Raw genomic sequence first — 12,666 nt, 5'->3', positions numbered from 1 at the left:
GTCCTTTCATTGGGTCGATGCGTCCAGTGCGTCCGGCGCGGCTGCGTCGGGCTGCGGTATCCACAAGGCGTCTGCGAAAAAGCGTTCCCTGAGCAGGACTCCCAGCACGGCGCGCTTGTGCGGGAAGTCGAATTCCTTGACCAGCGCATAGCCGCAGCGCGGCAGGCTTTTGCGCATCTTTCGGTTGTCGGCGCGCGGCTCCACGACGATGCGCTGCGTGCGGCAGTCGTCCAGAAAGAGGTAGTGCGACAGCGAGGGCAGCCATGCCGTCAGGTAGGGCTGGCCGCGAAACCGCGCCTCGCCCACCAGCGCATGCCAGCCCCGGTCATGGTCGCCCGCGTCATAGAAGGGGGCGATGCGGTCTTCCTTGGCCCAGTAGGCCTCGAAGTAGCCGAAGGGCTCGCCGTCGAAGCAGCCGATGAGGCCGAGCGCATGCGGGTCGCCGGCCATGCGCTGCAGGTAGGCGCGGTGGTGGGCAAGGTCGCCGCTTTCCTCCCAGAAATGCGCGACGACCGGGTCGTTCATCCAGCGGTGGATGAGGGGCAGGTCGGCCTCGGGCTCCACGGTGCGAAAGCTCAGCGTGCGGCCCAGCCAGGGGATGAAGCGGCGGTAGACCTCGCCGCGCGGCTTGTGCAGGCGCACGGGGTGGCGCCGGCCTTCGCTGATCGTGTAGTGCAGCGCATAGGGTGGGCGCGGGCGGGGCAGCCACAGGGGCTGCTGCCACAGCACGCTTCTTGCCACGCACGGGGCCTGGCCCGGCTGCACTGTGGCAATGCTGTCGCGCAGGCCGGGCGGCAGCCGGGGCAGGGACAGTTCGATGGCTTGCACATCGGGATGCAGGCCGAAACCGGCCTGCAGCGCGGCCAGCAGTTCATCCGCTTCGGGCATGCCCGAGCAGGGCCCCAGCCATTGCAGCTGCATCAGGCCTGGCGCGGCCGTGGGCGACAGGTTCCAGAGACTGGGCTTGCCGGGCCTGCCGGCATCCACGGACCCCGAACGTTCCAGGCGCAGCCGCTGTCCATCGCCGAAGACGCTGATCGTCTCGGCGCCTGCATGCGCAAGATAGCTGGCGCCGGAGGCGTCTGGTGACGGTGTAGCGGTGGCTTCGACTGGACGCACGTGGACTCTTTCAGATGGAGTGCCCCGCGTGCGGGACACGGATGGGGGCAAGGGCACAAGGGGCGCAAGGGACGCAAGGAACGCAAGGAACGCAAGGAACGCAAGGCAGCCTCATGACCGGGATGACGCGCAGGCGCGGCAAATGTTCATGCCAGGGCCGTTCATGCCAGGGCCGGGCTGCGGGCCGCCTGGAAGGCATGGGCCAGTGCCTTGCAGAGCCTGTCGCGCAGCACCTCGGTCTCTTCGGTGAGGGCGCCCAGCCGCGCAAAGTCATGGACCATGCCGGCGTAGATCTGCAGGTCCACGGCCACGCCGGCGGCCTGCAGCCGCTCGGCATAGCGCTTTCCTTCGTCGATCAGCGGGTCGTACTCGGCCAGCACCATCAGCGTGGGGGCCAGCCGGCCCAGGTCGGATGCCTGCAGGGGGGCAAAGCGCCAGTCCTGCCGGTCCGCATCGCTGCGCAGGTATTGGCCGAACATCCAGGCCAGGGTGTCACCTTCCAGCAGATGGCCGGTGGCCAGGCGCGCATGCGAGTCGCTGTCCTGCTGCGCTGCCGTGCAGGGGTAGAGCAGCAACTGCAGCAAGGGCTGGGGCATGCCCGCGTCGCGTGCGGCGATGCACAGGGCCGTGGCCAGCGTGCCCCCGACGCTGTCGCCGCCAATGGCCAGGCGCTGCGCGTCCAGGCCATGGCGGCCGCCGTGCTCCAGCAGCCAGGCCAGGGCGTCCTGTGCGTCGAGGAAGGCTGTGGGAAAGCGGTGCTCTGGCGCCAGCCGGTAGTCGATGGCCAGCACATTGCAGGGCGTGCCCAGCGCCAGGCTGCGGCACAGGCTGTCATGCGAGTCGAGCCCGCCCAGCACGTAGCCGCCGCCGTGAAGGAACAGCAGGCAGGGCGCGGCTGTGTGTTCAGGGGCTGCGCGGTAGAGCCGGGCACGGATACGCGCGCCGTCGCGCGTGGGCAGATCCAGGTCCTCGGTGGGCAGATCGTCGCCCGGCAGGTCCAGCGCCAGCGTGGCGTTGTCGTAGGCGGCGCGCGCCTGCGCTGCCGTCATCTGGCTCATGCGCGGGCGGCTGGATGCCTGGGCGTTGGCGAGTTCAAGAAATGCTTGCAGGTCGGGGTGGAGAGCCATGGCGTCCTTCGGGTGTGCGGCAGACAAGGCAGGGCGGGCCGGTGCAGGGCATGGCGCCCGCGCTGCCCCTTCTTCGTGATGACGCAGGGCGGCGGAATTTGTTCATCGCCTGGGCGGTGAACATTTTTGGCGCACGCACGTCTTGCAGGGAGTAGGGAGCGCTCGCCGTGCGCCGCGCTCCAGGAAACGCCGGGCCGCGCCGGCATTGCAAGGTCATGCGCCCACGGGCGCCAGAGGAATCCCTTATGGAAAACGCCAGCCGACCGCCCTCCGAGGTACTGCGCCTGCTCAGGCCCTTCCTGCCGTGGATGGCGCTGTCCGTGGTCACGGGCATTTGCGCGGGTGGGGCCACGGTGGCGCTGCTGGCGACCATCAACCAGGTGCTCAACCGTCCCGGTGGGCTGGCGGGCGGGCTGCTGCTGACCTTCATCGCCCTGTGTGCCACCGTGCTGGTGTGCCGGGCCACGTCCGACATGTCGGGCAATTTCGTGGGGCAGCGCCTGGTGGCCCAACTGCGCAAGGAACTGGCCAGCAAGATCCTGGCCGCGCCCATCGATGCGCTGGAACGCTACCGCACGCACCGCCTCATGCCCGTGCTCACGCAGGATGTGGACATGATCAGCGACGTGGCCTTCGTGCTGGCCTCCAACGTGATCGCCCTGGCCATTGCGCTGGGCTGCCTGGCCTATCTGGCCCTGCTGTCGCCGCCGCTGTTTGCCATGCTGGTGGTGGCGCTGGTGCTGGGCGTGAGCCTGCAGGCGCTGGCGCAGTCACGCGGCGTGGCGGGGTTCTGGAAGGCGCGCGATCACGAGGAAGTGCTGCACAAGGCCTACCGCGCCATCAGCGAAGGCGCCAAGGAGCTGCGCATGCACCGCGCGCGCCGGGGCCGCATCTTCGACGGGCAGATTGGCTCCACCGTGGATGCCATCCGCCGCATCAACAGCCGCGCCATCAACACCTATGTGCTGGCCTCGGCCTTCGGTTCGGCGCTGTTCTTTCTGTTGATCGCCCTCATCCTGGGCTGGGCCGCGCTGCGCACCACCGAGCCCGTGGTGCTCAGCGGCTTCGTGCTGGTGCTGCTGTTCCTCAAGGGCCCCATGGACCAGATCGCAGGCGCGCTGCCCAACCTGGGCCGTGCCAAGGTGGCGCTGCAGCGCATTGCCGATCTGTCGGCGCGCTTTGCCAACCCCGAGCCGCACCTGCACCTGGACAGCCCGCCCGGCGAGGTCCGCCTGGACCACGGCCTGGAGCTGCGGGGCGTGCGCTATGCCTTCGATGCGCCCGAAGGCGGCAAGGCCTTCGAGATCGGCCCCATCGACCTGAAGCTGGGCAAGGGCGAACTGGTCTTTGTGGTGGGTGACAACGGCTCGGGCAAGACCACGCTGATCAAGCTGCTGCTGGGCCTGTACGCGCCCCAGCAGGGCGAGATACTGCATGACGGCCAGCCGGTCACGGCCCTGGCGCGCGACGACTACCGCCAGCTGTTCACCACGGTGTTCTCGGACTTCTACCTGTTCGAGGACCTGGTGGCCGGCGGCGAAGAGGGCCAGGCCGCCGCGCTGCCCGAGGCCGCACTGCCCTACCTGCAGCGGCTGGAGATCGCCCACAAGGTCAGCGTGCGCAACGGCAGCTTCAGCACCATCGACCTGTCCACCGGCCAGCGCAAGCGCCTGGCCCTGGTCCACGCCTATCTGGAGGGCCGGCCCGTGCTGGTCTTCGACGAATGGGCGGCCGACCAGGATCCGAGCTTCCGCCACCTGTTCTACACCGAGCTGCTGCCCGAGCTGCGCGCCAGGGGCCACCTGCTGGTGGTCATCTCCCATGACGATCGCTACTTCCACCTGGCGGACCGCATCGTGCGCATGGAGGCAGGCCGCATGGTCCAGCCGCAAGAAGGGGCGCAGCCGGTGGCGGCTGCATCGGCCAGTCCCGCCAGTCAAGGCGCGCTGGCCGACATCTGAATTCCTGCTGAATCCACGAACATGGCAAAGACAAAACTCGTCTACATCTGGTCCCTGAGAAACGCCGCCGCCGACCAGGCCGGCCAGCACATCGCCTACAAGGGCGCAACGCGCTACATGAAGTCGCCGCTCGAATACCTGGGCGAGCTGCTGGACACCACCCCGCTGGGCGATATCTACAGCCTGGAGGCCGTGATCCACGACGACGACGAGGCCTCGCCGCGCGACCGCGAAAAGATCGGCGACTACGGCTTCAGCTACCAGCCTGGCGGCCGCTGGTTCTATCCGCCGGACCTGCGCATCCAGGGGCGCAGGGTCAATGACCTGCTCATGGCCGTGCCGTCTTCCTACCGGCGCCTGCCGCTGAACGATCCGCAGCGCGCCGCGGGCAAACAGATGTTCGAGGCGCAACTGCAGGACAGGCTGGTGCAACTCGGTGCCGAGCGGGTGGTGCTGGACGGCCTGCTCGTCATCCTGGACCGGCTCGTGCGGCCCGGGGCCCTGTTCCACCGCAGGATCGCCAACATCCACCCCGGCATCACGCGCCTGGAGTCGCCCTATGAACGCCGGGGCGCCTGTGCCACGCTGGACGCGCTGCATGGCGCGCAGGGCTACAAGATCGTGGACTGGAAGACCATGGAACAGCGCCCGGTCCCGCCCCTGTTCAAGACCGGCGCATCCTTTCACTACGTGGACAACGGCATCGACTCCGGCGAAGTCATCGCCGACGTGCTGGGCACCGACATTGATCCCCAAGACACGATTCTTGAGCTGCGCTGGAACAACTTCCAGCACAGCCTGTTCCCTGCATTGCGCAAGGGGCTGGAGATGATGGCCAAAGAGCCTGCACGCACCATGGCCTGACAACGCGCGTATCTCCAAAAACGGCGCGGCCCAACGCGAGGGACACCGAGCAAGGGCCTATGCCGGCCGCGCCGCCCCGCCGCTAGGGTGTCGTCCCCCTCCCGCGCGAAGCGCGTAGAGAGGGGGAAGCGGCGCAGCCGCTCAGGGGGGGCTTCACCTCGGCGCCAGACGAATGGCCCCATCCAGCCGGATCACCTCGCCATTGAGCATGTCGTTGTCCAGAATGTGGCGCACCAGCTTGGCATAGTCCTGGGGCGTGCCCAGGCGGCTGGGGAAGGGCACGCCGGCGGCCAGCGCGTCCTGCACTTCCTGCGGCATGCCGAACAGCATGGGCGTGCCGAAGATGCCGGGGGCAATCGTCATGTTGCGGATGCCGTTGCGCGCCAGGTCGCGCGCAATGGGCAGCGTCATGCCGACCACGCCGCCCTTGGACGCCGCATACGCCGCCTGGCCGATCTGGCCGTCGTAGGCCGCCACGCTGGCCGTGGAGATCAGCACGCCGCGCTCGCCCGTGCTCTCGGGCTCGTTGGCCGACATGGCGGTGGCGGCCAGGCGGATCATGTTGAAGCTGCCGATCAGGTTGACCGTGATGGTCTTGGAGAACAGCGCCAGGTTGTGCGCGCCGTTCTTGCCCACGGTCTTCTCGGCGGGCGCAATGCCTGCGCAGTTGACCAGGCCTGCCAGCTTGCCCAGGCTCACGGCCTTGTCCACCACAGCCTGGCCATCGGCTTCCTGGCTCACGTCGCATTTGACGAAGACGCCACCGATCTCGCGCGCCACGGCCTCGCCCTTGTCCGCCTGCATGTCGGCAATCACCACCTTGCCGCCCTCGGCCGCCAGCATGCGCGCCGTGCCTTCGCCCAGCCCGGAGGCGCCGCCCGTGACGATGAATACCCGGTCCTTGATCTGCATGGAATGTCTCCTTGGTTATCTGACGTTGACGTAAACGTAACTCTCAAATTATGCATGCAGCCCCGGCCGCAGCCATGTCGCGCCCAAGAAAAAGCCCGGCAGTGCCGGGCTGGTGATGGGCGCGATGGGGGTTACTGGAACCCGGCACGGTCCAGCATTTGCTGGACCTTGGTCATGTTCTTGCCCACGGCCGTGATCGGGATGGTCTCGCTCTTGAAGGGCTTGCCGCCGGTCATCTCCTTGAGGGCAGGGTTGTCCAGTTCCACGCCCTTGGCTGCGGGCCACTCGTTGTTGCCGTTGGCAAAGTAGTTCTGGGCGGCGGGGCTGGCCAGGTACTCCAGGAACTTGACGGCGTTGTCCTTGTTCTTGGCATGGCGTGCCACGGCGCCGCCCGCGATGTTCAGGTGCGTGCCCCAGCTGGACTGGTTGGGGAAGACCACGCCGATCTTGCCGACCACGGCCTGGTCCTCAGGCTTGCCCGAGCGCATCATGCGCGCCAGGTAGTAGCTGTTGGTCACGCCGATGGTGCATTCGCCCGAGGCCACGGCCTTGATCTGGTCGGTGTCGCCACCCTTGGGCGGGCGGGCCAGGTTGGCCTTCATGCCCTGGATCCAGCCTTCGGCCTTCTGGTCGCCCATGTGCTCGACCACGGTGCCGAACAGGCTCAGGTTGTAGGGATGCGAGCCCGAGCGGATGCACAGCTGGCCCTTGAACTTGGGGTCGGCCAGCGATTCGTAGTTCTGCACGTCGGCAGGCTGGACCTTGGCCTTGTTGTAGACGATGACGCGGGCACGTGTGGACAGGCCGAACCAGCTGATGCCATCGGCCGTGGGCTGGGCGCGCAGGTTGGAGGGGATGGCGTCTTCCAGCAGCTTGGAGTGGATGGGCTGGAACAGGCCATCGACCTCGCCGCGGTACAGGCGTGCGGCATCGACCAGCAGGATCACGTCGGCCGGCGAGGCCTGGCCCTCGGCCTTCAGGCGCGCAATGATGCCGGCGTCGTCGCCGTCCACGCGGTTGATCTTGATGCCGGTGGCCTTGGTGAAGCCGTTGTACAGCTCCTCGTCCGTGGAGTAGTGGCGCGCGGAATAGAGGTTGACGACCTGGGAGTCGGCAATGGCTGTGCCGGCAGCCACCAGGGCGCAAGCGGCAAACAGGGCTTTCAGGGATTTCGACATGAAGACAGGCCTCTCTTTGTTGGCAAAGCGCGATGATAGGTCAAACGCGAATTGTTCTTAATAAAGGGTGGGGCCCGTCTAAGGGCTTGTGCGCGGTGGTCCCTGGTGGGCCGCGAGCCATGGCGCGCGAAAAAAAACCCAGTCCAAAGACTGGGTTTGAAAGGATCCAGAAACGGGGGTTTCAAGAGGATCCAAGGAGACAACTGGTCAGGTCTTTCGACCCGGGATGCGTGCAATTATGCGGGTAATCACTGATTCTTGCACGCAGCCCCGTTGTAAGACAGCGTGATCAACGCTTGCGGGTCTGGGCCGACTGGACGGCTTCGTTGGCGGTGTTGGTCACGGCCGTGAAGTTGGCTTCCGCCAGGTCCGAAGCCTGCTTGACGGCCTTTTGCACCGACTCGAAGGCATTGTTGGCAGCCGACACGGCGCTCTTCATCACGGCAACGGCGGTTTCGGAACCGGCGGGTGCGTTCTTGGCCGTGGTGTCCACCAGGGCGCTGAAGTTCTTTTGCAGGTCGGAAGCCTGGCTTTCGAAGGTCTTGGCCAGTTCGGCGCCGGTGCCGCTGGCGATGTCGTACAGGTGACGGCTGTAGGCAGCGGTCTTTTCAGCCAGGGGCTGGAACAGGTTGGCCTGCAGCGACAGCAGTTCCTGTGCGTCCTTGACGCTCAGGACAGCCTGGGTGTGCTGGGCAGCTTCGGTCAGTGCGGCGCGCGAGGCGGTCACATTCAGTTCCACCAGCTTTTCAACGCCTTCGAAGGCCTTGCTCGTCAGGCCGAACAGGGTTTCCAGGTTGGCCTTTTGTGCGCTCAGGATTTGGTCAGGGGTCAAGCTCATGTCAGTCTCCAGAAAAACGGACCACAGGGGTCTCGGGTTACGGGGAATTGCCTGCGCTGACCTGACTGAGTGTCATGTTGCAGTGCAGCATGGGTCTTATTGTAGGGATTGCAAAAAAGGAATCAAGTACCTGATGCTGCGGTGCAGCAAAAAAATTCGGAAAGCTGTGGGTTTTTTGTAAGTCTTTGATTTTGAATTGGTTTTATGTCGGTTTGACGACATTTTTCAGTTTGCATGCTTACTCGCTTGGCGAGTGATTGGCAGCAGTGCGCGTCGTGATGGCGACAGTGTCCGGGGACAGGGCGCATTCGGCCGGCGGCACAATGGCCGCCATGAATGAATCGCCCCCGAGCCGCCCCGCGCCGCAGCCCCGTTCGGCCTATGCGGCATTCCGACGCATCAGCACGCGCTGGTCGGACAACGATGTCTACGGGCACGTCAACAACGTTGTCTATTACAGCTGGTTCGATACGGCGGTGAATGCCCATCTGATAGAGCAGGGCGCGCTGGACATTCATGCGGGCGAGACGATAGGACTGGTCATAGAGACCCAATGCAATTACTTCGCCCCGCTGGCCTTTCCGCAGGAGGTGGAGGCCGGCATCCGCGTGGCCCGCATCGGCGGCTCCAGCGTGCGCTACGAGGTGGGGCTGTTTGCACAGGGTGAGCCGCTGTCGGCCGCAGCCGGGCATTTCGTCCATGTCTATGTGGACCGGCAGACGCGCCGGCCTGCCCAGATTCCGCAGGCGCTGCGCCGGGTGCTGGAGCCGTTGCTGCGCGGTTGATGGCGTTCGGGGCGCATGCAAGGCGCCCGCTCGCAGCGCGGCGGCGTGTGGATGGCCTACACTCGAAAGCTGTCTGCCATCTGACCGCTTGGGCGCTTACCGCCCGGCTCTGTCCATGATCATCACCAGCCTGCTCGATACCGACCTGTACAAATTCACGATGATGCAGGTGGTGCTGCACCAGTTTCCCGGGGCACAGGTCGAGTACCGTTTCAAGTGCCGCAATCCCGGCGTGCAGCTTGCGCCCTATGTGAACGAGATCCGGGCCGAGATCCGCTCGCTGTGCAGCCTGCGGTTCCAGGATGCAGAGCTGGCCTACCTGAGCTCGCTGCGCTTCATCAAGAGCGATTTCGTCGATTTCCTGAGCCTGTTCCACCTCAACGAGAAGTGCGTCACGGTGCAGGCGCTGCCCAATGGCGAGATCGACATCACCATCCGCGGGCCCTGGCTGCACACCATCTTGTTCGAGATTCCCGTGCTTGCCATCGTCAACGAGGTGTACTTCCGCAACACCCAGCCGGTGCCCGATTTTCCCGAGGGCCGGCACCGGCTGGATGCCAAGATCGCGCTGCTGCAGCAGCCGGGCCTGGAGCAGCTCAAGATTGCCGACTACGGCACGCGCCGCCGCTTTTCGCGGGCCTGGCATGAAGAGGTGCTGCGTGTGCTGTGCGCACGCCTGGGCCGGCCCGGCGCATCCGCGGAGTCCGAGGGGCAGTTCGCGGGCACCAGCAACGTGCTGTATGCCATGAAGCTGGGCGTGCGGCCCCTGGGCACGCTGGCCCATGAATACCTGCAGGCCTGCCAGTCCCTGGGCCCGCGCCTGCGCGACAGCCAGATCTTCGGCTTCGAGTCCTGGGCGCGCGAGTACCGGGGCGACCTGGGCATTGCGCTGTCGGATGTCTACGGCATGTCGGCCTTCCTGCGCGATTTCGACCTGTACTTCTGCAAGCTCTTCGATGGCGCGCGCCATGACAGCGGGGACCCGTTCGAGTGGGGCGAGCGGCTGCTGGCCCACTACCGCGCCAACCGCATCGACCCGCTGACCAAGACGCTGATCTTCAGCGATGGCCTGACGGTGCCGCGCACCATCGAGCTGTTCCAGCGCTTCCACGGGCGCTGCCAGCTGGCCTTTGGCATCGGCACCAACCTGACCAATGACCTGGGCGACGCGCCCGACCATGTGCCGCTGCAGATCGTCATCAAGATGACGCGCTGCAACGGCCAGCCCGTGGCCAAGCTCTCGGACACGCCGGGCAAGAGCATGTGCGACGACGAGAAATACCTGGCCTATCTGCGCCAGGTGTTCGAGATCGCGGCGCCCGCGGCACAGACTTGATCGCTGCGCGGCCCGCTGCCAGGAGCGGACAGTGAAGACAGAACAAAGAGGAGACGGGACCATGAAGGCCTTGCGTGGATTGTTGGTGCTGCTCGTCGCCTGCGTGCCCTCCTGGGCCCTGGCGGCCGAGATCGATGGCGGCCAGCTGTCGGTGCTCTGGGGCGTGCCCTTTGCGGGCATGCTGTTGTCGATTGCCCTGGTGCCGCTGGCGGCGCCGCATTTCTGGCACCGGCATTTCGGCAAGTTGACGGCGGCCTGGGCGCTGGCCTTCCTGCTGCCCTTTGCAGCGGTGTTCGGTGCGGGTGCGGCCCTGGCCAACCTGGTGCATGCGCTGCTGGCCGAGTACCTGCCCTTCGTGATCCTGCTGACGGCGCTGTACACGGTGTCTGGCGGCATCTATGTGCGCGGCAATCTCAAGGGCTCGCCGGGGCTGAACACGGCCATCCTGGCCATCGGCGCCGTGCTGGCCAGCTTCATGGGAACCACGGGCGCATCGATGCTGCTGATCCGGCCGCTGCTGCGCGCCAACGACAACCGCAGGCACCAGGTGCATGTGGTGGTGTTCTTCATCTTCATCGTCTCCAATGCCGGAGGCTCGCTGACGCCGCTGGGCGACCCGCCGCTGTTCCTGGGCTTTCTCAAGGGCGTGGACTTCTTCTGGACGGTGCGCCACATCTTCACCGAGACCCTGTTCCTGGTCGGCGTGCTGCTGGCGCTGTTCTACGCGATCGACACCTGGCTGCTGCGCAAGGCCGGCGAGGCGGACCTGCCCGATCCCACGCCCAGCATCGACGCCTCGGGCCGCGCCAGCCGCCTGGGCTTCGATGGCAGCGTGAACTTCGCGTTGCTGCTGGCCGTGGTGGCCCTGGTGCTGATGAGCGGCCTGTGGCGCACCGATGCGGGGCTGGTGCTGGCCGGCACGCATGTGGGCCTGCCGGGGCTGGTGCGCGATGCGGGCCTGATCGTGGTGGCGCTGCTGTCCCTGCGGCTCACGCCGCGCAGCGTGCACCAGGCCAACGAATTCGGCTGGGGGCCGATGCAGGAAGTGGCCAAGCTGTTCGCGGGCATCTTCTTGACCATCATCCCCGTGATCGCCATGCTCAAGGCGGGCACGGGCGGGCCGTTCGGCGCCATCGTGGGCGCCGTCACGCGCGCCGACGGCACGCCCGATCCGCTGATGTACTTCTGGGCCACGGGCCTGCTGTCCTCCTTCCTCGACAACGCACCGACCTACCTGGTGTTCTTCAATACCGCAGGGGGCGACGCCGCGCAGCTGATGACCACGATGGCCTCCACGCTGGCGGCCATCTCCGCGGGCGCGGTGTTCATGGGTGCCAACACCTATATCGGCAACGCGCCCAATCTGATGGTCAAGGCCATTGCCGAGGAGCGCGGCGTGAAGATGCCCAGCTTCTTCGGCTACATGGCCTGGTCGCTGGGCATTCTGGTGCCGCTGTTCGTATTGATGAGCTTCATCTGGTTCCGCTGAAGAACCGCCTCCCGCCAAGACAAGGAAAGAGACAGACATGGCAAGCAAACCCCGCATCCTGATCGCCCGCGCCATCCCGCCCGAGGTGGTGCGCAAGCTGGAGCAGCACTTCGAGGTCGAGTCCAACCAGGACGACGTGGTCTGGAGCCCGCAGGAGCTGGCCGCGCATCTGCAGGACAAGGACGGTGTGCTGACCACGGGCTCGCAGACCATCGATGCGGCACTGCTGGCGGCCTGCCCGCGCCTGAAGGTCGTGGCCAACATGGCCGTGGGCTACAACAACTTCGACGTGCCCGCGATGACGGCAGCGGGCGTGCAGGGCACGAACGCGCCCGACGTGCTGACCGAGACCACGGCCGACTTCGGCTTCGCCCTGCTCATGGCCACGGCCCGCCGCGTGACCGAGAGCGAGCACTACCTGCGCGCCGGAAAGTGGAACTCCTGGCGCTACGACCTGTTCGCCGGCTCGGAAGTGCACGGCAGCACGCTGGGCATCATCGGCATGGGCCGCATCGGCCAGGGCATTGCCCGGCGCGGTGCGCATGGCTTCGGCATGAAGGTGGTCTATCACAACCGCTCGCGACTGTCGCCCGAGCTGGAAGCCGAATGCAAGGCCGGCTACGTGGGCAAGGACGAACTGCTGGCCATGGCCGACCATGTGGTGCTGGTGCTGCCCTACACCAAGGAAAACCACCACACCATAGGCGCGGCCGAGATCGCCAGGATGAAGCCCACGGCCACGCTGATCAACATCGCGCGCGGCGGCATCGTCGATGACGCGGCGCTGGCCAGGGCGCTGCGCGACAGGACCATTGCCGCCGCCGGCCTGGACGTGTTCGAGGGCGAGCCCTCGGTCCATCCCGACCTGTTGACCGTGCCCAATGTCGTGCTGACCCCGCACATCGCCAGCGCCACCATGGGCACGCGCAGCGCCATGGCCGAGCTGGCAGCCGACAACCTGATCGACTTTCTGAGCGGCAAGGGCCCGCGCACGCCCGTCAACCAGCCCGAGGCGGCGGCCGCAGGCGCGCGCGCCAAGGCCTGAGTGCCGTATCCC

Annotated in this window: 11 protein-coding genes; 6 read left to right on the top strand and 5 right to left on the bottom strand. The window is 66.4% G+C overall.

Annotated features, from left to right (window positions below):
• Positions 1–6: 6 nt before the first annotated feature.
• Positions 7–1,119 (bottom strand): GNAT family N-acetyltransferase, encoded by a 1,113-nt coding sequence (locus DA1_RS21660; RefSeq protein ID WP_034394978.1) that lies wholly within the window; start codon positions 1,117–1,119, stop codon positions 7–9.
• Positions 1,120–1,280: 161 nt separating this feature from the next.
• The gene (locus DA1_RS21655) at positions 1,281–2,246 is read right to left on the bottom strand and encodes an alpha/beta hydrolase (RefSeq protein ID WP_034394981.1); all 966 of its coding nucleotides are present in this window, start codon (positions 2,244–2,246) and stop codon (positions 1,281–1,283) included.
• Between the two features lie 245 nt (positions 2,247–2,491).
• Between DA1_RS21655 and DA1_RS21650 the strand changes: the two genes are divergently transcribed.
• Together DA1_RS21650 and DA1_RS21645 are read left to right on the top strand one after the other, a co-directional pair.
• Entirely contained in the window at positions 2,492–4,207 is a 1,716-nt protein-coding gene (locus DA1_RS21650) for a cyclic peptide export ABC transporter (protein ID WP_034394983.1), read from the top strand.
• Positions 4,208–4,228: 21 nt separating this feature from the next.
• The gene (locus DA1_RS21645) at positions 4,229–5,071 is read left to right on the top strand and encodes a formyl transferase (protein WP_034394986.1); all 843 of its coding nucleotides are present in this window, start codon (positions 4,229–4,231) and stop codon (positions 5,069–5,071) included.
• Positions 5,072–5,224: 153 nt separating this feature from the next.
• On the opposite strand, the gene DA1_RS21640 is transcribed toward DA1_RS21645, so the two are convergent.
• From DA1_RS21640 to DA1_RS21630, 3 genes are all read right to left on the bottom strand, one after another.
• Positions 5,225–5,983 (bottom strand): 3-hydroxyacyl-CoA dehydrogenase, encoded by a 759-nt coding sequence (locus DA1_RS21640; RefSeq protein ID WP_034394989.1) that lies wholly within the window; start codon positions 5,981–5,983, stop codon positions 5,225–5,227.
• A gap of 131 nt (positions 5,984–6,114) precedes the next feature.
• Positions 6,115–7,161 carry a Fe(3+) ABC transporter substrate-binding protein gene (locus DA1_RS21635; protein ID WP_012206542.1) on the bottom strand — a complete coding sequence of 349 codons (1,047 nt, stop codon included), beginning with the start codon at positions 7,159–7,161 and terminating at the stop codon, positions 6,115–6,117.
• 289 nt (positions 7,162–7,450) lie between these two features.
• Positions 7,451–7,999 (bottom strand): phasin family protein, encoded by a 549-nt coding sequence (locus DA1_RS21630; RefSeq protein WP_013801612.1) that lies wholly within the window; start codon positions 7,997–7,999, stop codon positions 7,451–7,453.
• Positions 8,000–8,322: 323 nt separating this feature from the next.
• Between DA1_RS21630 and DA1_RS21625 the strand changes: the two genes are divergently transcribed.
• From DA1_RS21625 to DA1_RS21610, 4 genes are all read left to right on the top strand, one after another.
• A complete protein-coding gene (locus DA1_RS21625) occupies positions 8,323–8,784 on the top strand; it encodes an acyl-CoA thioesterase (protein WP_034394994.1) in 462 nt (153 codons plus the stop codon).
• Between the two features lie 115 nt (positions 8,785–8,899).
• A complete protein-coding gene (gene pncB / locus DA1_RS21620) occupies positions 8,900–10,120 on the top strand; it encodes a nicotinate phosphoribosyltransferase (RefSeq protein WP_034394996.1) in 1,221 nt (406 codons plus the stop codon).
• Positions 10,121–10,181: 61 nt separating this feature from the next.
• Positions 10,182–11,609: a sodium:proton antiporter gene (locus DA1_RS21615; RefSeq protein WP_013801615.1), complete on the top strand. Its 1,428-nt coding sequence runs from the start codon at positions 10,182–10,184 to the stop codon at positions 11,607–11,609.
• Between the two features lie 37 nt (positions 11,610–11,646).
• Complete coding sequence (locus DA1_RS21610; RefSeq protein ID WP_034394999.1) at positions 11,647–12,654, top strand: 2-hydroxyacid dehydrogenase; 1,008 nt, start codon at positions 11,647–11,649, stop codon at positions 12,652–12,654.
• Positions 12,655–12,666: the final 12 nt, after the last annotated feature.

It is taken from the genome of Delftia acidovorans NBRC 14950 (genome assembly GCF_001598795.1).
In the GTDB taxonomy this organism is placed as follows: Bacteria; Pseudomonadota; Gammaproteobacteria; order Burkholderiales; family Burkholderiaceae_C; genus Comamonas; species Comamonas acidovorans.
This window is presented reverse-complemented; position numbering and strand designations above follow the sequence as displayed.